The 24189-nt window shown below is 61.6% G+C and carries 25 protein-coding genes and 1 riboswitch; of the genes, 10 read left to right on the top strand and 15 right to left on the bottom strand.

Features of this window, described 5'->3' with window-relative positions:
* Positions 1-50: 50 nt before the first annotated feature.
* The 4 genes from thiQ to LY631_RS00710 all read right to left on the bottom strand — a co-directional run bounded on the left by thiQ (position 51) and on the right by LY631_RS00710 (position 5835).
* Positions 51-794 carry a thiamine ABC transporter ATP-binding protein gene (gene thiQ, locus LY631_RS00725; RefSeq protein WP_274423193.1) on the bottom strand — a complete coding sequence of 248 codons (744 nt, stop codon included), beginning with the start codon at positions 792-794 and terminating at the stop codon, positions 51-53.
* Positions 791-2428, bottom strand: a complete 1638-nt coding sequence (gene thiP, locus LY631_RS00720; RefSeq protein ID WP_274423192.1) for a thiamine/thiamine pyrophosphate ABC transporter permease — start codon at positions 2426-2428, stop codon at positions 791-793. Before thiP ends, thiQ begins: the two co-directional genes overlap by 4 nt.
* On the bottom strand, positions 2404-3408 hold the full coding sequence (thiB, locus tag LY631_RS00715; protein WP_274423191.1) for a thiamine ABC transporter substrate binding subunit: 1005 nt from the start codon (positions 3406-3408) through the stop codon (positions 2404-2406). Before thiB ends, thiP begins: the two co-directional genes overlap by 25 nt.
* Before the next feature lie 41 nt (positions 3409-3449).
* A riboswitch (TPP riboswitch) is annotated at positions 3450-3558 on the bottom strand.
* 75 nt (positions 3559-3633) lie between these two features.
* Positions 3634-5835, bottom strand: coding sequence for an esterase-like activity of phytase family protein (locus tag LY631_RS00710; RefSeq protein WP_274423190.1), 2202 nt, complete (start codon positions 5833-5835; stop codon positions 3634-3636).
* A 217-nt stretch (positions 5836-6052) separates the two neighbouring features.
* Here LY631_RS00710 and LY631_RS00705 point away from each other — a divergent pair, with 217 nt between their 5' ends.
* Positions 6053-6766, top strand: coding sequence for a DUF1013 domain-containing protein (locus tag LY631_RS00705; protein WP_274423189.1), 714 nt, complete (start codon positions 6053-6055; stop codon positions 6764-6766).
* Between the two features lie 4 nt (positions 6767-6770).
* Here the strand turns inward: LY631_RS00705 and LY631_RS00700 are convergent, their stop codons facing one another.
* Both LY631_RS00700 and LY631_RS00695 read right to left on the bottom strand, forming a co-directional pair.
* Positions 6771-7217, bottom strand: a complete 447-nt coding sequence (locus LY631_RS00700; RefSeq protein ID WP_274423188.1) for a thermonuclease family protein — start codon at positions 7215-7217, stop codon at positions 6771-6773.
* A gap of 100 nt (positions 7218-7317) precedes the next feature.
* Positions 7318-7530, bottom strand: a complete 213-nt coding sequence (locus LY631_RS00695; protein WP_274423187.1) for a DUF1674 domain-containing protein — start codon at positions 7528-7530, stop codon at positions 7318-7320.
* A 166-nt stretch (positions 7531-7696) separates the two neighbouring features.
* Here LY631_RS00695 and htpX point away from each other — a divergent pair, with 166 nt between their 5' ends.
* The 4 genes from htpX (at position 7697) to LY631_RS00675 (ending at position 12597) form a co-directional block, all read left to right on the top strand.
* The gene (gene htpX / locus LY631_RS00690) at positions 7697-8626 is read left to right on the top strand and encodes a zinc metalloprotease HtpX (RefSeq protein ID WP_274423186.1); all 930 of its coding nucleotides are present in this window, start codon (positions 7697-7699) and stop codon (positions 8624-8626) included.
* The gene (locus LY631_RS00685) at positions 8623-10011 is read left to right on the top strand and encodes an RsmB/NOP family class I SAM-dependent RNA methyltransferase (protein WP_274423185.1); all 1389 of its coding nucleotides are present in this window, start codon (positions 8623-8625) and stop codon (positions 10009-10011) included. Before htpX ends, LY631_RS00685 begins: the two co-directional genes overlap by 4 nt.
* A 103-nt stretch (positions 10012-10114) precedes the next feature.
* Positions 10115-11833, top strand: coding sequence for a heparinase II/III family protein (locus tag LY631_RS00680; RefSeq protein WP_274423865.1), 1719 nt, complete (start codon positions 10115-10117; stop codon positions 11831-11833).
* A gap of 377 nt (positions 11834-12210) precedes the next feature.
* Positions 12211-12597: a DUF2794 domain-containing protein gene (locus tag LY631_RS00675; protein ID WP_274423184.1), complete on the top strand. Its 387-nt coding sequence runs from the start codon at positions 12211-12213 to the stop codon at positions 12595-12597.
* On the opposite strand, the gene LY631_RS00670 is transcribed toward LY631_RS00675, so the two are convergent.
* From LY631_RS00670 to LY631_RS00630, 9 genes are all read right to left on the bottom strand, one after another.
* Complete coding sequence (locus LY631_RS00670; protein WP_274423183.1) at positions 12598-13167, bottom strand: GNAT family N-acetyltransferase; 570 nt, start codon at positions 13165-13167, stop codon at positions 12598-12600.
* Between the two features lie 103 nt (positions 13168-13270).
* Positions 13271-14002, bottom strand: a complete 732-nt coding sequence (locus LY631_RS00665; RefSeq protein ID WP_274423182.1) for a Bax inhibitor-1/YccA family protein — start codon at positions 14000-14002, stop codon at positions 13271-13273.
* Positions 14003-14194: 192 nt separating this feature from the next.
* Complete coding sequence (locus LY631_RS00660; RefSeq protein WP_274423181.1) at positions 14195-14557, bottom strand: nuclear transport factor 2 family protein; 363 nt, start codon at positions 14555-14557, stop codon at positions 14195-14197.
* Between the two features lie 4 nt (positions 14558-14561).
* The gene (locus LY631_RS00655; protein ID WP_274423180.1) at positions 14562-15071 is read right to left on the bottom strand and encodes a ferritin-like domain-containing protein; all 510 of its coding nucleotides are present in this window, start codon (positions 15069-15071) and stop codon (positions 14562-14564) included.
* 27 nt (positions 15072-15098) lie between these two features.
* Positions 15099-15662, bottom strand: a complete 564-nt coding sequence (locus LY631_RS00650; RefSeq protein ID WP_274423179.1) for a DUF4142 domain-containing protein — start codon at positions 15660-15662, stop codon at positions 15099-15101.
* Positions 15663-15728: 66 nt separating this feature from the next.
* Positions 15729-16982 (bottom strand): cytochrome P450, encoded by a 1254-nt coding sequence (locus tag LY631_RS00645; protein WP_274423178.1) that lies wholly within the window; start codon positions 16980-16982, stop codon positions 15729-15731.
* A 63-nt stretch (positions 16983-17045) separates the two neighbouring features.
* A complete protein-coding gene (locus tag LY631_RS00640) occupies positions 17046-17444 on the bottom strand; it encodes an HIRAN domain-containing protein (protein ID WP_274423177.1) in 399 nt (132 codons plus the stop codon).
* A 13-nt stretch (positions 17445-17457) separates the two neighbouring features.
* Entirely contained in the window at positions 17458-18282 is an 825-nt protein-coding gene (locus LY631_RS00635; protein WP_274423176.1) for a manganese catalase family protein, read from the bottom strand.
* 78 nt (positions 18283-18360) lie between these two features.
* Complete coding sequence (locus LY631_RS00630; protein ID WP_274423175.1) at positions 18361-19740, bottom strand: NAD(P)/FAD-dependent oxidoreductase; 1380 nt, start codon at positions 19738-19740, stop codon at positions 18361-18363.
* Positions 19741-19949: 209 nt separating this feature from the next.
* On the opposite strand from LY631_RS00630, the gene LY631_RS00625 reads away from it, so the two are divergent.
* The 5 genes from LY631_RS00625 to LY631_RS00605 all read left to right on the top strand — a co-directional run bounded on the left by LY631_RS00625 (position 19950) and on the right by LY631_RS00605 (position 24169).
* Entirely contained in the window at positions 19950-20417 is a 468-nt protein-coding gene (locus LY631_RS00625; RefSeq protein ID WP_274423174.1) for a hypothetical protein, read from the top strand.
* A gap of 166 nt (positions 20418-20583) precedes the next feature.
* The gene (locus LY631_RS00620; protein WP_274423173.1) at positions 20584-22107 is read left to right on the top strand and encodes an FAD-dependent oxidoreductase; all 1524 of its coding nucleotides are present in this window, start codon (positions 20584-20586) and stop codon (positions 22105-22107) included.
* Complete coding sequence (locus LY631_RS00615) at positions 22104-23393, top strand: SDR family oxidoreductase (RefSeq protein ID WP_274423172.1); 1290 nt, start codon at positions 22104-22106, stop codon at positions 23391-23393. The genes LY631_RS00620 and LY631_RS00615 overlap by 4 nt, the downstream gene beginning before the upstream one ends.
* Before the next feature lie 61 nt (positions 23394-23454).
* Positions 23455-23928, top strand: a complete 474-nt coding sequence (locus LY631_RS00610; protein ID WP_274423864.1) for a DUF2269 family protein — start codon at positions 23455-23457, stop codon at positions 23926-23928.
* Positions 23929-23968: 40 nt separating this feature from the next.
* On the top strand, positions 23969-24169 hold the full coding sequence (locus LY631_RS00605) for a DUF2905 domain-containing protein (protein WP_274423171.1): 201 nt from the start codon (positions 23969-23971) through the stop codon (positions 24167-24169).
* The last annotated feature ends 20 nt before the right edge of the window (positions 24170-24189 follow it).

Here is a 24189-nt window from a genome sequence, read left to right as displayed (position 1 = left end):
GCGTTTTCGATTCAAATAGTGACAGAATCAGGTTCGACAACAAGAAGTAGTTATCGCGAACCCGTGCGCGCGCCAAGATAGCTATTGAACGCGGGCGATTCCCAGCCGGAGAGAAACGCCTGCGTGCGGCCGAAATCCGCAATTCGACCCTCTTCGACGAAGACCAGTGTGCCGGAAAGGCGCTCGGCATCGCCTGGATCGTGCGTGGCCATGAGAATCGTCATTGCCTGCTCATCGCTCAGGCCCGCAATGAGATCCAGCATCTCGTCGCGCAGCGCCGGCCCGAGCGAGGCAAAGGGCTCGTCAAGCAGGAGAACCGGCCGCTCCCGCACCAGCACGCGCGCAAGCGCCACGCGCTGGCGCTCGCCCCCCGACAGTTCGTTCGGCAGGCGCTTCTCCTTGCCTCCGAGGCCGGTACGCGCCAGGGCATCGGTGACGGCGGCACGGTCTTGTGCTGAAAGACGCAGCGAGGGGGAACGACCGAGCCCCACATTCTGCCCGACGGTGAGATGGGCGAACAGATTGTTCTCCTGGAAGATCATCGAGACCGGCCTGTGATGCGGCGGCGATCCGGTTACGTCCCGGCCGTCGATCATCACCCGCCCGGCCGAAGGAAGCTCGAAGCCGGCTATGAGGTTCAATAGCGTGGATTTGCCTGATCCGCTCGGCCCCATCAGCGCTACCCGATCCGACGCGCTGATCGAGAGGTCGAAATGCATCTCCGCCCCGCCGGGGTATGAAAATAGCAGGCCTTCAAGTTTGACGCCTGCCCCCGCTTTGTTCGATTCGGTCATGTCCGGCTTTTACCCAATCGCCCGGCGATAAACATCAGCCCCAGGCAGAGAATGGCGAGGAAAAGTGCGATACCGGCGGCGTCAGCAGTACGGTAGCTGCCCATACGCTGCAGGAGAAGATAAGGCAGGGTGCGAACGTCATCACTGCCGAAAAGCGCGATAACGCCGAGATCCCCAAGGGAAAGCGCCATGGCGAAGGCGAATCCGACAGCCGCCGGACGCCGCAGAGCAGGCCAGTCGACGAGGCGGAAGCGATTCCATCCGGAAATGCCGAGCGCGAGACACAGCTTTTCATGCCGGGCACTTGCGGCATCATAGGCAGGCCGAATAACCCGTACGGCAAATGGCATGGCCATGACGGCATTGACCGCCACCACCATCGCCGGCGCGAAGGCGAAGACATCCCCGAAATGCAGCAAGAGAATGAACCAGCCCGCGCCGATAACAATCGGCGGTACGATCAGAACCATCGCGGCACCGGAATCGGACATACGCTCGAGAAAACCGGGTATGCGGGCTCCACGCGCAAGCTCCAGCGCCCGGCGCGTCATGATAAGCGCCCCTGAAACCATCAGGCACAGAACGGCGGCAAGACTTGCGAGGATAAAACTCGTCAGGGTCGCCTGATGAACCGGGCGCTCCCCCGCAAGTCGGACAAGGTCGGCCGCCAGACCGGCAACAACCGTGGCAAGCATGGGACCGGCGACAAAGAGGAGCGCCAACAGGATGAGTGTTGTATTCAGCACTTTCTCACCGGCGCCCGGGAACAGGGCGCGCCGGGATGCAACCGGAAGGCTTGCGTCCCCCATCGTGGACGCGCCGAGACGGGCGAGCGCCAGCACGATCGTCCCCGTCAGCGCTACCTGCACCAAGGTCAAGGCGATGGCGCGCGCCGGATCGAAATCGAAGCGCAGTGCCTGGTAGATCGCCACCTCCAGGGTTGTGGCGCCCGGCCCGCCGCCGAGCGTCAGCACGATCGTGAAAGAGGTCGCACAAAGCATGAAAACGAGGCCTGCAATGCCGGGCAGGCTCGCGCGTAACACCGGCCATTCGATGAAGCGGAACGAGGCGAAAGCCCCCATGCCGAGCTGCGCCGAGAGCCGCCACTGATCCGCCGGTATGGTCTCGAGCGAGGCCAAGCAAAGCCGGGTTGCCAAGGGCAGGTTGAAAAAGACATGCGCGATCAAGATGCCGGAAAGGCCATAGATGCCCGGCCACATGTCGCCCGAGGTCGCGGCGAACAGTGGCGCGAAGTACCCCGAACGTCCATAAAGCGCGAGTACGCCAAGCGCAGCGACGATGGCTGGCAGCGCCAGGGGGACGGCGAAAAGCTGCAGTATGAACTCGCGGCCCCAAAAGCGGGGATGACGCGCCAGCGCCCGGGCGACGAGGATGGCGGGACCAACCGACAAGATGGTGGAAAGCCCCGCCTGCCATAATGTGAAGCGTGTTACCCGCAGAAGATAGCCGTCGAACGCGGCTAGGGCACCTTCCCAACTCGCCGCCGCTTCCCAGGCGAGCCCGAGGAACGCGCCTCCAAGCAGAAGACCAATGCCTGCAAGCGCAGCACCTCCCGCCGCGAGACGCCCTCTTTGCGCGCGAAACGCCGTCACTGGCTCATGATGGAGAGCCACTCGTCAACCCAGGCGTTACGGTTTTCCGCCACTTCTTCGGGCGAAAAGAGTAGGGTCTCTGCGGGCTCGACCAGATCGTCAAAGGCGGGGTTGAGCGGTTCGGAGGTCCTGCCGGCCGGGAACATCCAGTTCGTCTCCGGTATGACATCCTGGAAGCCCGGGCCCGTCATAAAGGTAAGGAACTCTCCGGCGAGTGCATTGTCCTGCCCCTTCACCGTGCGGCCTGCCACCTCGATCTGCAGATAATGCCCTTCCGAAAAAGCAGCCGCCCGGTACCGGTCCGTATCCTCATCGATACGGTGATAAGCAGGCGACGTGGTATAGGAAAGCACCATGGGCACTTCACCGCGGGTGAACAAGCCATAGGATTCGCTCCATCCCGGTGTGACAGCCACGACATTGTCCCGCAGCTCAGACCAAGCATCTGCGGCGTCTTCGCCAAAGACGGCCTTTATCCATAAAAGCAGGCCAAGTCCCGGCGTGGACGTGCGCGGATCCTGGATGGCGATACCCAACTCGCTGCCGGCTTCCACCAGTTCGGTCAGGCTTTCCGGCGGCGTATCGATCGCCTCCGTATCGTAGACAAAAGCAAAATAGCCGTAGTCGAAGGGCACGAAGATTTCGTCCTCGAACCCGCCCGGCACGTCTATATTGTCGAGACTGATTCCGTGCGGGGCAAAAAGGCCCGTTTCCCGTGCGTCGTTGATCAGATTGGTGTCCAGACCGAGCACGATATCCGCTTCGGTGTTCTCACCTTCCAGCCTGACCCGATTGAGCAGGGCAACACCGTCGGCGACCGAAACGAACTCCAGGTCGCAATCGCATTCCGCCTCGAACGCCTCCTCGATAGCCGGTCCCGGACCCCACTCGGTCGTGAAGCTTTCGTAGGTATAAACCGTCAGCGTGTCCTGGGCGGCCGCCGGAAGGGCGGCCGCAAACAATCCGAAAGCAACCACGGGAATCGTTGTTGTCGTGCGCATCAGCGCCTCCTTGTTCATCAGACCAGGGAATGAGGCGCTTGAAAGTATAAGCGTCTAATCCCTCCGCCGGTGCAAACCGGATCAGGTTCAGCGGGTTGGCAGGCTGACTGCCTCTCAGCCGGTTAAAAACCGGCACCCCGTTAGAGCGGAAGGGAAGATAAAGCGGAGCGGCGTGTGACGCAAGGGAGCGCCGGGGAGACTTGGTCTCTCCCCGGCGCGTGCTGTTCAGTTCAGAGCATCGACCCGGCCGAGACGGACGAAGATCGTCTCTCCGGAGGAGTCATCTACGCCGTCATTGTCGGTCACGAAGAATGCCTCCCCCGCCGAATCGATGGCGAAGCCCTCGATCTTGTCGACGACATAGCCGTTCGAGGCGGTGCGCATATCTTCCAGCAGATCGCGGCTCAGCACCTTTTCCACAAGCGGAAGTTCCGCATCGAGGGAAGCCGGCTCGAAATCCGTAAGCGCGACTCGGTAAAGACGCTTGATGGCAGCCCGGTTGCCAATCTGGTTATCCCGTTCGACGATGAACAGGTTACCGTCATGTGCGGTGATCTCTGAGAGCCCGACCCAGCCACGGGCCGTATCATCCAGCGGGTAACGGGCGGCGAGCCATTCCTCGCTCGAGGGCTTGTAGGCGACCAGCTTCACCTGACCCTTCGGATCGTCCTTCCATTCACGCTGAATGGCCATCACGAGCATTTGCTCATCGCCCTCGCCAACGAGAGTGACGCCCTCCATGCCGAAGCGTATCTCATGAGCCAGCAGTTCGGCGGGCAGGGTAATCTCATCGGTGATTTCGCCGTCCGCATCGACGCGCATCAGCGCGTGCGGAATGAGGCGGTCGGTGCGCCCTTCCGAAGCGAGCCAGAAGCCGCCCTCTCCGTCACTGACGATACCTTCGAGGTCGAGCTTCTGCGCGGGTGCGCCGCCCCGCTTTACGACAATCTTTCGCGTGATGGTGGCCGGCGTATCCGTAGCGTCGATTTCGAAGATTGCCGGTTCGGCGGAATAGAAGGAGTCTGAAACCGCATAGAGACGGCCCGGCTCGGCGGGATCGGCGGCAAGGCCGGAGAGCGCTCCCCAGCCAATCGGCGCACCATCATTCATCACGGATTTGATCATCGGATAATCGGGCGCACCGTCGCCCAGCTCGTAAAGCATTACGTGCGAGCGTGCTCCTCCGTCTTCAGCCAGATCCGTTTCGTTGGCGGTCACCAGAAGGTTGCGTTCCGGAATTGCCAGCACGCCCTCCGGGGCCACGCCCGATGGTAGCACCTGGACGAATTCCGGCGCGTCACCCGTATCGCGATAGACAGCCACCAGCGAGGCGCGCTCCAAGGCCACGAAGAAGTAGCGCTCGTCGCCATAGGTCGCCGCTTCCATTCCCTCGGGCTCCGCGCCTTTGGAATCGGAGCGTTTGTCGGGGTAGTGGCCGGCGAGAGCTGCCTGGTGCTCGAGATCGGAGCCGGAATCGTAGAGCACCTCGCCCGCCTTGGAGAAAATGGTGAAGCTGCGCGAGCCGCCCTCGTAATCACCCTCATTGGCCGCTACCAGGCGCTCGTCGTCCAGCCATTTCACGGCATCGGGCTCGCGCCGGATGCCTTCGCCCGACTGATCGAAGCGCAGCGCGCCATCATCGAGCATATCGGCATTCTTGATGCTACCGGCGCCGGCGGAGAAGTGGCTCACCACCTCGCCGCTCTCCGCCGAGACAATGGCGATGTGGTTGTTCTCCTGCAAGGTGACGGCGATCTCGCCCGCCTCGTTGTAGTCAACGAATTCGGGCTCCGGATCTTCACTTGCGATCTCGGCCAGCCCGGTCAGGGCAACGGTCTTGACGTTGTCACAGTTCGGCATGCCCTCCTCCAGCGAGAAGATCTGCAGCGCCCCCGCCGGCATCTGCGGAATAACACCGTCGTTCATATCTTCGTCGCGCTCGTTTTCGATCGCGACGGCCAGAAAGCGGCCGTCTTTGCTGGTGACCACCGAGTCTGGTTGGCCGGCCAGTTCGCAGGAGGGCTCAGCCGTGCGATTGGCGATGTCGATCACCAGGAGGCTGCCGGAAGGGTCGGTATAGCTTTCCGACGTGTTGACGGCAGCAATTGCCTTGTCGGCGGCTACGGTGACCGAGGTGGGCTCGCCGTCAACCTGTAGGATGCCCAGAGCCTCGGGGGTCGCGGGGTCGGTGATGTCGATGAAGCCAATGGCGCCGAGGGGGCTGTCGGAATAGATCAGCGTATTGCCGTCCTCGCTCGCCGTGATGATCTCGGAGGAGGTCTCGGTAGCCGGATCCATATCGGCCGGCAGGTTCTCCTCCACCGCAAAGGTGGCGATGCGGTTGAACGCCGTGTCGGCCAGGGCCGGCATCGCCGTCGTTGCCGAAAGCACCGATACGAACGCACACAGCAGCGATTGTCGTCTCATCCATGTTCTCCGTCAGTAAATGGAATAGCGCTTAGTGGCCGAGGGGGATTGCAGGCGCGCGACGGATAGATGACGCTTCGATGACGACTCCTGTGGAGGTCTCTCCAGACTTTTCTTGCCTCGAAGAACGAATGCTCCTATATAGCGGGCATTCCCAATATCGGTGGCAATGACCACCGCCCGCGTGGGGACGCGGGCGAACACAGGATTATTTGCAATGGCCAATTCGCTTCTTATGCCTAAGGCGACCGCCGTTTGGCTGGTGGACAACACCGCATTGACGTTCGATCAGATCGCCGACTTCTGCAGGCTCCACCCGCTGGAAGTAAGTGCGATTGCCGATGGCGACGCGGCGCAAGGTATCAAGGGCATGGACCCGGTGATGACGGGACAGCTCACGCGTGAGGAGATCGCGCGCGGCGAGGCGAACCCCGACCATAAGCTCAAGCTTTCGGAGCCGAAGGTGCGGGTGCCGGAGAGCAAGCGCAAGGGGCCGCGCTACACACCGCTTTCCAAGCGCCAGGACCGGCCGAACGCGATCCTCTGGCTGGTTCGTAATCATCCCGAGCTGAAGGATGCGCAGGTTTCGCGCCTTGTGGGCACCACAAAGTCGACCATCGAGCAGATCCGGAACCGGACGCATTGGAATTCGGCCAATCTGGTGCCGATGGATCCGGTGACACTTGGTCTGTGCTCGCAGATCGATCTCGACCTGGAAGTCGGCCGTGCTGCGCGCAATCAGCCGCCGGCCGCACCCACCGGTGATACCCTGCTGCCGGCTTCCGAGACCGAAGACCTTCCGATGGAAGAGGGACGGCCGGAAGACTCCGGATCGCAGGATGAAGAGCTCGACGCAGACGCGGTCTTTGCCAAGCTGTCTTCGCTCAAGTCAAAAGACGAGGACGACGACGAGGGCGAGGACAAAGAATAGGGACTCAGCCGCAATAGCCGACGCGCTTGCCGCCCGCATAAGGGCGCGCGAGCGCGTTCGCCAGCAAGTATCCGGACACGGATTTACCATCCGGTGCAGACACATCGGCCAACACGCGTCCGAAGAATTTGTCACCCGTAATATTGCGGATGGTCACGATGCGCTCGCCGATCAGTGCTTCCAGTTCATCTCGTGATTTATTCCCGGCCTGCTTTTCTGCAGTGCAGCGCGTCCTCACTTCCGGCGCATCCACGCCGCGAATACGCACGCTGACCATCACCGTGTGACCTGGCCAGATTCGCGCCTCGGCAACGAAGGTATCCCCGTCTATCACACGCTTCACCTCCGCCTCCACCGGGCCGGCGATTGCTTCGGCAGCAAAGGCGTGCGCTTCGGCAACGCTCGAAACGAAACCGGCAATCGCGAGCAAACTGAAAATACGGCAGGCCATACCAGGAAAATATTCCTCTTATGGCGCGAAGGCAAGCGAATGTTCACATATCTTCTTTGCGTCGCGCTGCCCGCGCCCGTACGACGAGGGATACGCCAGCCTAGAAGTCGCTGGCGATCCCCTTGACCTCCCAATCGCCATAGCGCGCGGGATCGGGTCCTTCCCGTCCGCCCACCTCGCGTGGCGCCTGGGTTTCCTGCGCGGCGTAATGGCGGCGGCGCTCTTCGGCTTCCTTCAACGCCCGCTTTGCCGGCGCGGACAACTCCTTACGGCGAGGTGCGGTTTCGGCATTTCTCTCGGCTTTCTCGCTCAATGTCTTTCACCTGGTTTAAAGCGCGGCCATTTGTTGAATATGCATGACGGCATTCCCATCATATAGGCAAGTCAAAATCCAAGTCACAATTCGTGACCAAAACGGTGTGTATCTTCCGCCCCACCACGCGTTTTAACCGGTCGGGCAGTGATTCGGAGCCACTCGGATGAACATGATTCGTACGGCAATGCTTCTGGCGTTCATGACCGCGCTGTTCATGGGCGTGGGCTATCTCGTGGGCGGCACGGGCGGCATGATGATCGCCTTTGTCGTCGCCGCCGGCATGAACCTGTTCAGCTATTGGAATGCCGAGAAGATGGTGCTCAAAATGCACCATGCGCGCGAAGTGGATGAGCGCAGCGCGCCGGAGTACTACGGGATCGTGCGGGATCTTGCGCGAAATGCGGGGCTGCCCATGCCCCGCGTCTTTATCATCGAGAATCAGCAGCCCAACGCGTTTGCGACGGGCCGCAATCCGGAAAACGCGGCTGTGGCCGCGACCACCGGCCTGCTTAGCCGGCTCTCGCCCGAGGAAGTGGCCGGCGTCATGGCGCACGAGCTCGCCCACGTACAGAACCGTGACACGCTGACCATGACCATCACGGCAACGATTGCCGGCGCCATTTCCATGCTTGCCAACTTCGCGCTGTTCTTCGGCGGTGGGCGCAACAACAACCCGCTCGGTTTCATCGGAGTCCTGATCGCCATCATTGTGGCCCCGCTCGCTGCGATGATGGTGCAGATGGCCATCAGCCGCACGCGCGAATACGCTGCCGACCGACGCGGCGCAGAAATCTGTGGGCAGCCTCTATGGCTCGCCTCTGCGCTCAATAAGATCGCGCGCAGCGCACGGCAAATCGTTAATGAAGATGCTGAGCGCAACCCCAGCACTGCGCATATGTTCATCATCAATCCGCTGTCGGGCCAGAACATGGATAATCTCTTCTCAACACACCCCGACACGGGCAACCGGATCGCGGCATTGCAGGCAATGGTGCAAGGTGGAGGCACGGCCAGCGCACCGTCTGCCGGCGGTTCCGGAATAGAGGGTCCATGGGTCCAGGCGCGCCGCCAGCGCAAAGGTCCGTGGTCGTGAGCGCGACAACGGACCGCCGTGCTCAGCCCGCCCGGAAGAAGCGCGCCAGTCAGCAACCGAGCCAGGAGAGCAAAGCCGGTCTACGCGCCCGTCAGACGGCGGTGAAGCTGCTCAGTGCGGTGGTGGACGCACATACGCCTCTCGATGCGTTAACAGACGGCGAGCATGGGCATCCGCACTATCTTTCGCTGGAGGTTCGTGACCGGGCCCTCGTCCGCGCCATTCTCGTTAGCGCGCTGCGCCATCGATCCACGATTGACAAACTGTTGAGCGAACGTCTGCAAAGATCATTGCCGGCCAATGCGCGCTCGCTTTCGCACATTCTTCATGTGGGTGCGGCCCAGATCCTTTTCCTCGACGTGCCCGACAGCGCGGCTGTCGATCTGGCCGTCACCCAGGCCAAGGCCGACCCGCGGACGGTACGCTTTGCCAGCCTGGTCAATGGCGTGTTGCGCAATCTCGCGCGCGGTAAAGCCGATGCGTTGCCAAAAGCGCTGGCGGGAACGCGCGATGCACCGCAATGGCTGATCGAGCGGCTCGAGGCAGCATACGGCACCGAGTTGACCGATGCCATTTTAGAAGCCCACCGTCACGAGGCGCCGATCGATCTGACGGTCAAATCCGAGCCCGAGATCTGGGCGAAGCGTCTTGGCGGGATCGTCATGCCAAACGGGTCCGTTCGGCTTGACCGTTTGGACAAGCCTGTACCCGAACTCGCCGGCTATTCGGAAGGCGCGTGGTGGGTGCAGGATGCTGCGGCCAGTCTTCCCGCCCGCCTCCTGGGAAACGTTTCGGGCCTGAAAGTTGCCGATCTCTGCGCCGCACCGGGCGGCAAAACGGCGGAGCTTGCTCATGCCGGCGCGCAGGTGACTGCCGTGGATCAGTCCGCAAGCCGCCTGAAACGCCTCGAGTCAAATCTGGCGCGTCTCGGTCTGGAAGCGGAGATCATCAAGGCGGACATTCTGAATTGGCCGCCGGAAATGCTGTTCGATGCGGTCCTACTCGATGCGCCCTGTTCGTCCACCGGCACGATCCGGCGCCATCCGGATGTGCTGTGGACAAAAACGCCGGACGACATTTCCAGGCTGGCGCACCTGCAAAAGCGCCTGCTCGAGCGGGCATTTGAGCAGGTAAAGCCCGGCGGAACGGTGGTCTTCGCAAACTGCTCGCTTGTTCCGGAGGAGGGGGAAAACCTGGTTGCGGAAGTTATTGCCGAACGAAACGATGTGGAACTCGACCCCGTCCACCCCGCCGAGCTGCCCGGCGCAGAACAATTCGTTACCCCTCAGGGCTTCCTGCGAACACTGCCCGTGAGCAACGAGGAGCGCGGACGGCTCAACAATGTGGATGGCTTCTTCGCAGCGCGGTTGAAACGCGCAAAATAACAAATTCTCCTTCGCACAAACTCTTGAATCATCTAGACTCTTGGGTGGGACAATGCTCCAGCGGCACATGGCGGAGCAGCATTCACTAGGTGCGGTTTATCGAATGGCCAGCGGTTTCAATCCGCAATTGTGGGACCTAGCGGCCCGCCAGGCATGGCGACGCGTGCGGCGTCGTCTGCGGGCGGGGCCAGCCTATCGCTGGCGCTATACCGGACGTACGCCCGAAAGGCTGCTCATAGCCCCGCCCGACTTGCGGCTCGCCGATCCCCAGATCGCGCGTGAAATCTATCATGGACGTTTTCTGCTGGCCGGGCAGTTGGTGGAAACCGGTGGTCAATCGCCCTTCCAAATGGACGTGCGCAACCAGGCCTGGCTCGAAGAGCTGCATGGTTTCCGCTGGCTGCGGCACCTGAATGCCGCCCGCAGCGATCTTGCTTCTGCTAACGCTCGCGCGCTCGTTGCCGATTGGATCGGTACTCACGGCCGGCGGATCTCCGGCGTGGCCTGGAACCCGGCCGTTGTCGCCCGCCGCATTATCGCTTGGCTCCAGCATTCGGCCGTCGTGCTCCAAGGAGCGGATCTGGCCGCCTATCGTCAATTTCTCAAAACGATCGCCATTCAGGTTCGCTTTCTGCGCTCCGTTGCAGGGGAGATGCCGGATGGCGAGGAAAAGCTGCGCGCCCGCATGGCCCTTGCCTTCGCCGCCCTCTCGCTACCGACCCCGATATCGGCCCTGCGCAATGCCACGCGGAATTTGAGCAGCGAGCTTGAACGGCAGATCCTGCCCGACGGCGGTCACAGCTCGCGCAATCCCCGCGCCATCATTGAGCTTTTGGCCGACCTCCTGCCGCTACGCCAGACCTATGCCAACCAGTCGGAGCCGCCCTCCGAGGCCCTCGTGGGCGCCGTGGAGCGCATGCTGCCGGCCCTCAGGTTCTTCCGCCATCGCGACGGCACGCTGGCCCGCTTCAACGGCATGGGGGTGACGGTCCATGACCGCGTGGCCGCCATCCTGCGCCATGACGATACGGTCGGCGCTCCGCTGTCACACGCGCCTTATTCCGGCTACGAGCGGTTGGCCACCGGCACCACGACGGTCATCGCCGACACCGCCGCGCCACCCGCGCCGGAACTGTCCAGTATGGCCAATGCCGGGTGTCTGTCCTTCGAGATGTCGTCGGGGCGCCACCAGTTCATCGTAAACTGCGGCGTCGACAGCTTCGGCGAGGAAGCTTTCCGCCCTCTCGCGCGGGCAACAGCTGCCCATACCACGGCTACCGTCAATGACACCTCACAAGCCCGCTTCGCTCTGCCCGCCGGCTGGGACGACTGGATCGGCACACCACTCGTTAAAGGTCCCCGCAGTGTAGCCTGCCGCCGCATCGACGATGCCGGCATGCTGGGCTTCATCGCCAGCCACGATGGCTATGCCGACCGGTTCGGCCTGATCCACGAACGCAGGCTGACCCTCTCGCCGGATGGCCTGCGGATCGATGGGGTGGATCGTTTTCACCGACCCGATGGCAGCGCGCCGGAACAGAGTGCGGTCGTTGCCCTGCGTTTTCATATCCACCCGGATATCGAGCTTTACCGGGATGACGAGGGCATGCTTTATCTCGCTGGCGAAGGCACCGACACGTGGTCCTTCTCCTGTGACGGGCTGGAGCCGGTGGTTGAGGAATCCATCTTTTTCGCCGCCGTCGCCGGCCCGTGCCGCAGCCGGCAAATTGTGTTGCACCTCAACGCCGTAGAACGAACGCAGGTGCCTTGGCGGTTGACGTGCACCTATCGGAGCACGGCGCGCAGCAACTTGCCTAGCTAGGGTCATCCCATACATTTTCGTGTGCACATACCGGAACGCCGGTCCAGGAACTGTCCTGAACCGGCGCCCGATATCACTTGCCAGAAGCGAAGCGATGCCCGAGTTGGTTCGATCCGGCCACGACCCCGTGGGCGGGGGGGCTTGGGGTACGGTGCCGTTTCCGAATCGAACCTTCTCAGGCAACGCGCGGATGGTCGCTACAAAATCAGGCGGGAGCTTGGACAGAAAATGGCGAGAATGCGGCAGGTCGGTCACCATATCCAACACCTCGTTTTTCTTTCGTGAGAACGGAGGGGTCGTACCCGCTGTAGCAGGGGTTGCAATTCGCCCCATGGCGGGTCACTTTTCCTTTACAAAACTGTCAAAGGGCATGCGGAATGACCGAATTTGGAAGCGGTGGGGAGGATCGAGACGATTCCTCAAAGCTCATCTCGTTCAGCGAGGCACGGCGGGCCCGGCTGAACGTTCCGGTTACATTTCACCGCCGAGAGTTGGACAAGATCCTCCGACTTTACGGGCAGATGGTCGCGGCGGGAGAATGGCGCGACTACGCAATCGACCATTTGAAGGACAGGGCCGTCTTTTCGGTTTTCCGCCGAACGAGTGAGGTGCCGCTGTTCCAGATCGTCAAGGACCCGAAACTCGCACGCAAGCAGGGCGCCTATAGCGTCGTTGCAGCATCGGGCGCCATTCTCAAGCGTGGGCACGATCTTGATCGTGTGCTGACGGTCTTCGACCGCAAGCTGCGGCTTGCGGGGACCTGATCACCGCGGCCGCTTGAACATCTTGTCAGCCGACGATTCCGGGTCCGGCGGTTTCGATGCACCGCCATTGAGCTCAAGCTGCATGAAGGTGGTGTCGAGCCAGCGGCCGTGCTTGTATCCGCTACCTTCGAGTACGCCCGTGTGGCGGAAACCGAGGGCCTCGTGCAGGCGTACGGAGGCGCTCTCAGGCGAGCCGTCGCCGATCACCGCGGCGATCTGTCGGAAACCGAGCGTCCGGCACTCTTCGATAAGTGCCGACATCAGGCGCCGGCCAATACCGCGCCCTTGCGCGTCCGGGGCTATATAGATCGAATCCTCGACCATAAAGCGATAGGCAGGGCGCTCCCGAAACGGTCCCGCATAGGCGTAACCGAGGACGCGGTTATCCTCCTGCGCCACAAAAAAGGGATAGCCGCGCGAGACGAGCCCGTCAAAACGGCCTTTCATCTCCTCGCGATCCGGCGCGACGAGTTCGTAGCTTGCGGTGCCATTCTCGACCGCGTCGGCATAGATCCGGGTTATGGCATCGATATCGCTCGGTTCGGCCGGGCGGACCGTAACAATGGGCATGGCGCTTATTCTAAACTGCGATTTTGCAGCTTCATCGCACGCGTCGCGGCAAAAGAAAAGGGCGGCCCGTAGACCGCCCTTCTATCCGATTATCAGCCTGCCATTACTCGCGATTGCCGAGGAACTGGAGCATGAACATGAACAGGTTGATGAAGTCGAGGTAGAGCCGTAGTGCGCCCATGATGGCTTTGCGGCCGGCGACGAGCTGGCTGTCGCCCTCGTAATACATTTCCTTGATCTGCTGCGTATCGTAGGCCGTCAAGCCGGCGAAAATCAGCACACCGATTACGGAGATCGCGAACTGCAGTGCCGAGGAACCAAGAAACATATTGACGATCATCGCGATGATCAGGCCGACCAGCCCCATGAACAGGAAAGAGCCCATGCCCGAAAGGTCACGCTTGGTTGTATAGCCCCACAGCGACAGCGCACCGAAGGACGCAGCCGTGATAAAGAAGGTCCGCACGATGCTCTCGCCCGTATAGACAAGAAAAATCGAGGACAGCGACAGTCCCATCACGCCCGCGAAGACCCAGAAGGAAGTCTGCGCAGCCGATACGCTCATCTTATGAATGCGCGCGCTGAGGAAAAACACCAGTCCGAGCGGCGCGAGCATGACCACCCAGCGTAGCGGGCTTCCATACATCACCTGTGCGAATGCCGGGTTCGTCATTGCCATCTGTGCCGTGGCGAAAGCCGCCACGCCGGTGATCGTGAGACCCAGCGCCATCAGGTTGTAAACCCGAATCATATAGGCTCGCAGGCCCTCGTCTATGGCCGCGTCCGCGCGTGCGCCGGGCGCCACACGGGCCTGATAATTACGAAGATCAGCCATGTATTCCTCTTCTCTTGCTACTCTCCCGTCGGGTGTCGGCCACACGGCCGCTCGCCGCTGGCGGGAGTCCAGCATGCGTAGCATGAATATGATGTGTCTTCGGCCTGAGGGCAAGACCTGTTCGCACGCAAAAAGAACATGCTCGCCCGCAGTCGATTCGTTCTCGCTCGCCTGGATGGGATGTGCCGAGTGTTAGCCGGGCATCGTTTCCTGGAGCGAGTAGTGGATGCTCTGAAATATGATCCGCCCGTTCTCGATGACGAAGCTGTCGGCCCCGTCTTCGACGCTGCGGCCGGGTTCGCGCGCCCGCCACTCTATGAAGGCGAACGGCCCGTCAACCAATTTGAGGGGGAAGATGTACTCGTCCGGAACATGCTCGCGCAACATCCGGTTGAAGCTACGCACGGCGTCGTGTCCTTTTCTCATTCCCTTGGCGGTCATAAGGACGACATCGGGCGCGAAGTTGCGTTCGATGTCGTCCTCGATACGACCGGCCATCCTGCATTGCAGATGGTCTTCGAGCACCTCAGCTGTCGATCTCTTCGACAGATTCATTCGGTCACCGTTTCGCCGCTTCGGGTGAGACTTCCTCGCGCATGAGATAGGCACGCGTGATCTCCGACATGTGATCTTCAAGCCAGGATGCCATCGCTTCCTCCTCGCGGCAGATCTCTTCGCATACGCGTGCCGTTTCAGTATCGCCTGCAGCTTCGGCCGCCGCGACGAGCATTCGGTAAGAGCCGATCTCCATATGTTCGAAGGTGTAGCTGGCCAGTATTCCCTTGGCGACCTCATCGTCGGCGAGTGCGCCACCCACGCCTTGCATCATGGCCGAGAACTGCCCGGCGATGTCCTTCATCCCGGATGCGGATGTGTTCCGCGCGGCCAGCCGCGTTTCGAGTTTTTCCTTTTGCGAGCGCGTCTCGGTGATGTGCCGCTCGATCCGTTCTTTCAACTCGGGATAGTTCTCGATCCTGCGTGCCTGCGCTTCCAACATCTGCTCGGCCTGCTGCTCCATCGCATGTGCATCGCGCAGCCATTGGTTCAGGCGTTCATCGATATCTGCCATTTCCCTGTCTCCTTTACTGCCGCAGGTTTACAAGGCTAAGTCACTGACCATATCCAGGTGCTCCTGCAATGTAGGAAGCGTCGCTTCAGCGAAATCTCCCAGTGCACCTTCTTCGGTGGCAAAGCTCTCGAACAACGCGATCGCTTCTTCATGCGCGGTGATCTGCATCTGGAGATATCGATTGTCGAAGATATCCGCCGATGCGTCCTGAAGGCGCTCCATAAGCTGCTGATGGCGTTCATCCAGCGTCTGCGGAATATCGGTGATACCGTCGGCTTCGGCCGCCTGCGTCAGTTCCTCGGATGCCGTGGTATGATCGTCGATCATCTGCTGGGCAAAATCGCGTATATCGGGATCCTGTGCACGTTCCAGAGCGATCCGGCTGGATTCGATCTCGAACATGTTCGAATGCGCCGCCATGGTTACGAACTCCTCGGGAGTACTGGCCGTAACCGCGGGTGTATCGATATCGTCGGAGTCTGCTGTGGTTGTTTCGTCAGCGCTGGGCTCCTGCCCGTCATCTTGCGCCATCGCCGGAAAAGCGAAGAGAAGGGCCAGAGCCGTGCCTGCGGCGAGCATCGTGCGGTACATGTAAGTTCTCCTGTGCGCCATATTGCGTGCGGACCGAACCCCCGTAAGGCGTGCATGTTCCACCGTTCAATGCGGCCTTACATCCATCATAAACCCGCTTTTCGGGCGGGTCGGCAGCCGGTTCATCGGAATGCTCAGATCCTGGTCGGGTACCTCGTAGTCCATCGCAAGCAGGCGCCGTACCGCTTCTGCGGTCAATGCGATCGTCAGCCATTCGCCGGGGCAGCGGTGCTCTTTCATGAATCCGCCGCCACCCTGCGGGATGAAAGAGTAGGCATTTCCCTTCCAGTCGCGGAAACGTTGCGAGCGGAAGGTTTCCGGCTCGTGCCATGTCTCGGGATGGTGATCGGTTCCGTAGAGATCAAGCACGACCCAGTCGCCGGGCGCGAAACGGTGCCTGCGCCAGGTGAAAGGCTCGCGTACGCGACCGCCGATCAGCGGAAAAAAGGGGTAGAAGCGCCGAACCTCCTGAACAAAGGCGGTCAGGGCATCGCTCGCCGGCTCTTTGCCGAGCCGCTCGGCCTCGCCCCTGTTTTCATGAAGAGCATGGGCGGCGAAGATTATGAAGCGGGCGATTGCCACCATCGGCCGCAGGAGGTTGATCAACTCTACAGCGGCAATCTTGGCGTTCAACAACTCACCGGAAAGGTCCCGGTGAAGCGCTAAACGTTCGGCCGGACAGCCGCGGGCCACCGGCAGCCGCCCTTCGCGAATTGCCTGAACGGCGCCCTGCGCCCACCGCTCAGAGCGTGCCCGCAGCAGCCGCGCCCGCAAATAATAGGGTCCGATGCTGCCGGCACCCTCGATCATTGCCGAGAACTCCGCGGTGCGCTGCTCCGGCTGTACCTCGTCGAGCGGAATGCCGCACCAGCGCAAGGCTGTGCGCGTCAGGATCGCGCGCACCTCATCATGCAGGACAATTCTGCTTCCCACCCACGATTCGGCCGCCGTGTTCCACTCGTCTCGAAAGATGGTGACTGCGCGATCCAGGCTGCCGCTGTCCATGAGGTCCATGAACATCTGCTTGCGGTGGCGGTGTTCGTCTCCGTCGAGTGTTTGCACGCTGCCCCGGTCCTGCAGGAGTGTCAGCGTTGTGGGCGGAAGCGCGCCCTGCCGCGTGAAACGGCCTTCCCGGTAGAATTGTCCGGCCGCTGAGGGTCCGCGCATACAGACCACCGGGGAAAGCATCAGCCGCGTCCTGAAAAGATCGTTGTGAAGGTCCTCGCACCGCCGACCGACGAAGAGATACCCTTCTCTCAGCAACGCCAACGTGCTGTCGAACTCGCGGGTGGCGGGGATGGCGGATTGCGATCGCGTCATGAACTCCAATCCGGGAGGCAGGACCGCGCGGCGGAACGGCGGCCGCGCGGTCGACTACCCTCTTCAGGCACTCGATGCTGGCGAGAGGGCGATTTCGATGCGAACAGCGGGGCGCGGATAATTTTTCACCTCGGCGACCCGCGCGCTCGCCTGCATTCCCGCATCCAGAAGCGGCGCCATAATGCGGGATTGGTTCGTCGGCAGATAGCCTATGACACGGCCTTTCAAGGTCGCCACGGCAATTGTGGTTTTGTCATAGTCGCGGTCGTGCACGCGCGTCAGCGCGAGAGGCGCGTTGCGGCCTACCGGCACGGGGTCCGTTCCCAGGAGGTCTCCGACATTGGTCACATAGGTCGAAAGCAATGCCTTGCCCGCCGGTGCGTTTTTTTCTTCGGCCCGCACGCCGGTCAGCGTGCCGGCCAGTCCGCCACCGATTCCGGTGAGAAATAGTCGTCGATCCATTGTTTGTCGGCTCCTATAGCTGCTCTGCCTGAGCGCCGGAATTCGGCCGCGCGCGGCCGAGCTGGGGCTCTTCGCCAACCGGTTCCATCGGCTGCGAGGAGAACTGACCGTTCCCGTCGATCGACTCGCCCTCGCTCCAGCGCCCCTGCACCGGCTCACTGCCGTCCTGCTGGAACCCGAGGTAGGAATAATTGAAATCCTGGTTCTCCTGGTCCTGCGGGAAGCTGTTGGGAATGGGCATGACCTCCTCGAGTCCTCCCATCTCTTCGATCGCGGCCATCCACTGGTTCTGGTGCATGGTGTCGCGGGCGATCAGAAAAGACAGCATGTCCTTCATGCCAGGATCATCGGTCATATTGTAGAGGCGAACCGCCAGGGTGCGTCCGGTCGCTTCGGCCGTGACATTGGCGAACATGTCCGCGCCGAGATTTCCCGAGGCATAGACGTGGGAGGCGTTAAAGGGTACGCCATTGGCATTCTCGGGAAGCGCAGCAAGGCCGGTCGACAGGATATGACGCATGTTCATGCCGTTGAGAACGGCGCCGCCCACCGGGTCGGCGGACGCTTCTTCCTGCATCGAAAGGGGCGCATTCTCCAGGTTAAGTGCCACGGCAGTCGCGAGCATCTCGATGTGACCCAGCTCCTCCGTCGCCGTATTGAGGAGGAGGTCGCGGTATTTCGGATCTCCTCGCGCGCCCCATGCCTGGAACATGTATTGCATCGCAACGCGGATTTCCCCCTCCACACCGCCGATCGCCTGCTGAAGAGCGCGGGCGAAGACCGGATTGGGCTGTTCGACGCGGACGGGATACTGCAGTTTGTTATCAGTGTAGAACATCAAACGCCTCCATTGGGAACATGGCGCCCGAACGAGCGGCGAACAGCATTGTTCCCCCTCAAGTCATACGTTGCGATTTCACCCGCTGGATTTGTCTGGCTTGTGATCGGTCATGGTTTCGCCCGCCACCCTTTGCTTGGCTGGGGGTTTTCTTCCCCTGTGCAGGTCGAAGGCCTCGTCGGTCATCACGCGTGCGCCTCGCTCGAAAGTAACATAGCGCCACAGCCACTGCATCGAAACCATGAGTCGGTGATGAAAGCCCACCAGCAGGTAGACGTGAATGAGCGCCCAGGCGAGCCACGCGAACCAGCCGGTAAGGGCAAAGTTTCCACGCTCGAAAGCGCCGGCATGGCGGCCGATGATCGCCGTATTGCCCCGGCTGTGATATTCGAACGGCTCCAGCGGTTTGCCGTCCTTCAGGTGTCTTGCGAGGCTGCGGCCAAGATGACTTCCCTGCTGCTTGGCCACCTGCGCCAGGCCGGGGAGCGGTTTGCCGTCCTTACCGGTGAAATTGGCCACGTCTCCGAGCACGAAGACGTTGTCCGCTCCACGCGCCTTGAGCGTTTCATCCACGAGCACGCGGCCCGCCCGGTCCGTCTCCGCACCGATCATCGCGCCAAGCGGGGATGCCGCGACACCCGCCGCCCAAAGGACGAGGCCGACTGGAGCGGTCTTTCCACCGAAGGTGATCTCCTCTTCGCGAATATCCTCCACCGGCATCTCGGTGTAGACTTCCACGCCTAGCTTCTCGAGCCGTCGGTGAGCATAGTCGGAGATCTTTTCCGAGAAGGACGACAGAATGCGCGGTCCGGCCTCGATCAGCATGATTCTGGCGCTCTCCGGCCGGACACTCCTGAAATCGCGCGTCAGGGTGAAGCGGCTGAGTTCGGCCAGCGAGCCGGCAAGCTCTACGCCCGTGGGGCCGCCGCCGACCACGGCTATTGTCATCAGCCGCGCCTGCTCATCGGGGTCGATCGTCCGCTCGGCACGCTCGAACGCTAGCAGGGCCTTCGCACGGACTTGCCTGGCATCGGCCAGTGTCTTGAGACCAGGCGCCCGGCGGCCCCATTCGTCGCGCCCGAAGTAGCTGTGCGTCGCACCGGTCGCCAGCACCAGGTAATCGTAATCGACGGTCGAGCCATCTGACAGCTTCAGCGTCTTGCAGCCGGTATCGATATCCTTCACTTCGCCGAGCAGGACCTGAACGCTCTCCTGGCGGCGCAGGACCTTGCGGATCGGCTCGGCAATGTCCGTGGCCGAAAGCGCGGCAGTGGCAACCTGGTATAGGAGCGGCTGGAAGAGATGGTGATTCTGCCGGTCGAGCAACACGACGGGCACGCCCGCACGTCCCAGTTCCTTGGCCGCCTGAAGTCCGGCGAAGCCGGCCCCGACGATGACAATGCGCGAGGCTCGAGAAGCGACCGGCTGTGCCGGCGGCATGTCTTCCCTGATACTCAATCTGGAGCCTCCGGTGGAATTGCTTTCAGTTCAACATAAAACCTTAGGATGCGCGAGCCGTAGAAGGCCCACGTGAACCCGTTCCGTCCTGACGGACCAACGGATCGATGTGCGCCTTGTTCCCTCGGTGTGCGGTGAACCGTGGAACACATGGCCATGCTGTGCGGTTCGTTGGGCTTGGCCGTTGACACTGCATCGGGGAACATCGCATGGGCATGGCACGATATGCGTTTTATAGCGGGAGTATGGCAGGGATTGCCTGCGTAGCGGCTCTGGCCATTGCGGCGCGATGCGAGGGACGCAGCGCCTTCCAGCCGATGAACGCCACCAGCCACTGGATCTATGGCGAAACCGCTGCTTCCGTCACACGGTTCGATCCGCGCCGGACCGGCGTCGGCGTGATCACCAATATCGCTGCGTGCTTCTTCTGGGCGCTTCCGCTTTCGCTCTGGCTGAAGGCCGGTCCGCGGCGTCATCCTCTTCACCTGCTGTCTACGGCATCCGCACTTTCCGCCTTCGCCGCCTTCTTCGATTACCGGGTCGTTCCGAAGCGCCTCAGGCCGGGATGGGAGCGTGCGATTTCCCGGCGGTCGATCGCTGCCGTCTTCGGCGCGATCGCCGGGGGAATGGCTGCAGGTTCATGGGTAGCCCAGAGAAGACGCTTTCCGGCCGCGTGAGTAAGTACCTTACACCGGCGGTCGCGGGTGTCATGGCTCCGGAACTTTCACTGGCGCTGTCGGTTTGGGGCCCAACGGAGCACGAGTTTGATATGCAAAGGCTTGTTTTCGGAGCACTTTCAGGGCGCGGACGGCGGCGATGTGACGAGTAGAAGATGAGGTTTTGATGGAAAAGAATTTTCCGTTCTGGTCCGACGAGGTGGAAGCGCCAAGCTATCCTGCCCTGGGCGAAGATCTCGAGGTCGATGTCGCCATCGTGGGCGGCGGTATCGTGGGCATGCACTGTGCCTACCGGCTGAAGGGGTCGGGACTGCGCACGGTGGTGCTCGAGGCGCGGAGGATCGGCCAGCAGGCCACCGGGCGTTCAACTGCCAAGGTGACGACCCAACACGGGCGCAAATACGAAAAGCTCATCCGGTCGTTCGGCCGCGAAGGCGCATTGGCCTATGCCGACGCCAATGAGGGTGCCATCCTCGAGATCGCTCGCCTGGCCGAAAGCATGGAAGGCAAAGCGGGGCTCGAGCAGCGCGACGCCTATATTTATGCCGTTGACGACAAGGAGGCTCTGCAGCTCGAACAGGAGGCGGAAGCCGCCCGTTCGCTCGGTCTTCCTGCCGATCTGGTGCATGATGCCGGGCTGCCGTTTCCCACCACGGCGCTGCTCAAGTATCGCGGTCAGTTCCAATTCGATCCCTATCGATACATTCTCGGACTGGCCGGGTTGGTGGGCCATGAGACGCCGATTTACGAGCAAAGCAGGGTCACCAGTTGGGGAGAAGGTTCACGCTGCCATCTGGAAGTGAATGGCCGAACCGTCACGGCGCAGCACGTCATTTTTGCCACGCAAATGCCGATCATCAATGAGGGTTTGCATTTCGCCAAAGCCTTTCCTTTTGCTCACCCCATTGTGGCCGCACCGCTGCCGCCGGATAGGCGACTCGATGGTATGTTCATCAGCGTGGGCAGCCCCTCCCATTCGCTGCGGACCGCTGAAAGGGACGGGAAAACCTACCTAATCGCCGTCGGTGGGGAGTACAAAGGCGGAGACACAAAGCAGCAACAGGACATGCTGACGGATTTGCGCGCGTTTCTCCGGCAGCATTTCGGTATCGAAGAATTCTCCCATTGCTGGACGAACGAGGATTTCCGCCCCATGGATGGCGCCGCCTTTGTCGGACCGGCCGAGCGCGATAGCAAGCTGTTGGTCGCAACGGGCTTCGACGCCTGGGGAATCAGTCAGGGAGTAGTGGCTGCGGACATTTTGGCCGATCGTCTTCTGGGCAGGACCAACGAGGCCGCGATGCTGTTTGATTCAACGAGAATCAAACCGGTTTCGGGGGCTGTCGAATTCACCAAAGGCAATCTCGAAGCGGCGGCAAACCTGTTTGGCGAACGTCTTCTGCAACGTGCCTCCGTTCCGGTGAAAAGCATTGCACCAGGGGAGGCGGGGATCGTTTCTCACGGCGGCGACCTGCTTGCCGTGCGGCGGGATGAGAAGGGAACGCTGATCGCCCATTCGGCGGTGTGCACGCATATGGGTTGCGCTCTTGGATGGAATGCGATCGACCGGACCTGGGATTGCTCCTGCCATGGTTCCCGCTTCGATGAATTGGGCGAAGTCATTTCCGGTCCCGCCGTTGCGCCCCTGCAGCAACGCTCTGCGCCGGATGAGGACGACGAGGGTGCATGAGAATTATGGTCACAGGCGCGTCCGGCCTGATTGGCTCGGCCATATGCGCGCGCCTTTCGGAGGAAGGACACGAGGTGGTAGCGGTGGTGCGGCCCGGCAGCGGTCCGGTTCCGTCCGGAGTTGCCGCCGTGGTCCCGGTCGACGTGGCGCAGGCGGTGGGTGTTCGGGTCTGGCTGCCGCATCTGAGGGGTATTCAGGCAGTCGTCAATTGCGTCGGCGCTCTCCAGGAGAATCCGCGCGAGCACCCTGAGAGGGTGCATGCGACCGGCGTGGCAACGCTGTTTCGGGCCTGTGAACAGCGCGGTATTCGCCGGGTGATCCACTTTTCAGCCATTGGCGTGGACCGAGAGCAGCCTTCTGCCTTTTCCGCCAGCAAGCTCAGAGGGGATCGGCTTCTCATGGACCGCGATCTCGATTGGGTGATCCTGCGGCCTTCAGTGGTGCTCGGTCGTGCGGTTTTTGGCGCCAGCGCCCTGTTTCGCGGGCTTTCCGCCTTGCCGCTTCTGCCGCAAATGAACCAAACCGGTCCGCTGCAGGTCGTCACACTGGATGACGTCACCGCCACAGTGGCTTTCTTCGTGCAGCCTTCAGCCCCGTCCCAGATGACCGTGGAACTCGCCGGCCCCGAGCGGCTCTCCATGTCTGATGTGGTTACACACTACCGAAGGTGGCTCAGCTGGCCACCGGCAAAGAGATTCGTTCTGCCGGATTTCCTGGCCAACCTGCTCTACCGCGCCGGCGACTTTGCAGGTTGGCTCGGCTGGCGACCTCCGGTGCGCAGCACGGCGCAAAAGGAGATCCGGCGCGGCGCGATCGGCGACCCCGAGCCATGGAAAGAGATCACCGGCATAGAACCCTCCACCCTGTCCGGGCACCTGGCGCGGGATCCCGCCAGCGTTCAGGAGCGCTGGTTCGCCAAGCTCTTTTTCCTGAAGCCCGTCATATTCGTCGTCCTATCGCTTTTCTGGCTGGCCACCGGCATTATTTCGCTCACCATCGGCTATACGGAAGGCGTGGAACTGATGCTGCGAGCGGGCACGGGACCGCTTGCCGGACCCGGGGTGGTCGCCGGCGCGCTGGCGGACATTCTCATTGGCCTGGCGATCGCGCGCCGGTCCACGTCGCGCGCCGGTCTCTACGGAGCGATCGCGTTGGCGCTGTTCTACGTCGTAGCCGGGACAATCCTCCTGCCGGAGCTTTGGCGCGAGCCGCTCGGCCCATTGATGAAGATCTGGCCGATCCTCGTACTGCATTTCGTTGGCCTGGCCATTCTGGAAGAGCGATAGTGATCACCCTTGGCCGGAAGGCGAAGTGCTCGATTCTCGGGGCGAGGGGACAGAGGACCTGATGCTTTATTTCGTACTCAAGTATCTTCATATCATCGGCGCCGCCGTGCTTTTGGGCACCGGCGCTGGAATTGCCTTCTTCATGCTGTTGGCGCATTTGACCGGCAATGCCGTGGTGATTGCCGGCGTCGCGCGCATTGTCGTCATTGCCGATTTCCTTTTCACGGCCACCGCCGTGGTCGCTCAGCCGGTCACCGGCTTCGCCCTCGTCTGGTACTTGGGTTATCCTCTCAGTGAAGACTGGATCGTCCTATCCCTGCTTCTTTATATACTCACTGGCGCCTTCTGGCTTCCCGTCGTGTGGATGCAGGCGGAAATGGCGAGACTCGCCACAGCGGCGGTGAAACAGGAAACGCCGCTTCCCGAGCGCTATCATCGCTTGTTTTGGCTCTGGTTCGCCTTTGGTTTTCCCGCCTTCGGTGCCGTACTTCTTATTTTCTGGCTGATGATCGTCCGCCCCGTCGAGATATGGTGAAGGTTGTCCTATCTCCGGAAAGACAGAATGGAGGATTGGAATGAGCCGCTTTCTGATCGTATTGGGGCTGATCCTGGTTGCCGTCGGAATTCTATGGCCGCTGATCCAAAGGACGGGGCTTGGGCGTCTTCCCGGCGATCTGGTACTTGGACGCGAGAATTTCCGTGTCTACATCCCGATCACCACGTCCATCATCGTCAGCGTTGTCCTGACCGTGGTTCTGTGGCTTCTGAACCGCTGAATAAAGCAGGCGGACCGGCG

The organism is Chelativorans sp. YIM 93263 (assembly GCF_028767125.1).
Classification (GTDB): Bacteria; Pseudomonadota; Alphaproteobacteria; order Rhizobiales; family Rhizobiaceae; genus Chelativorans.
Note: the sequence above shows the minus strand (reverse complement) of the source record. Positions and strands in the feature narration are given on the sequence as shown.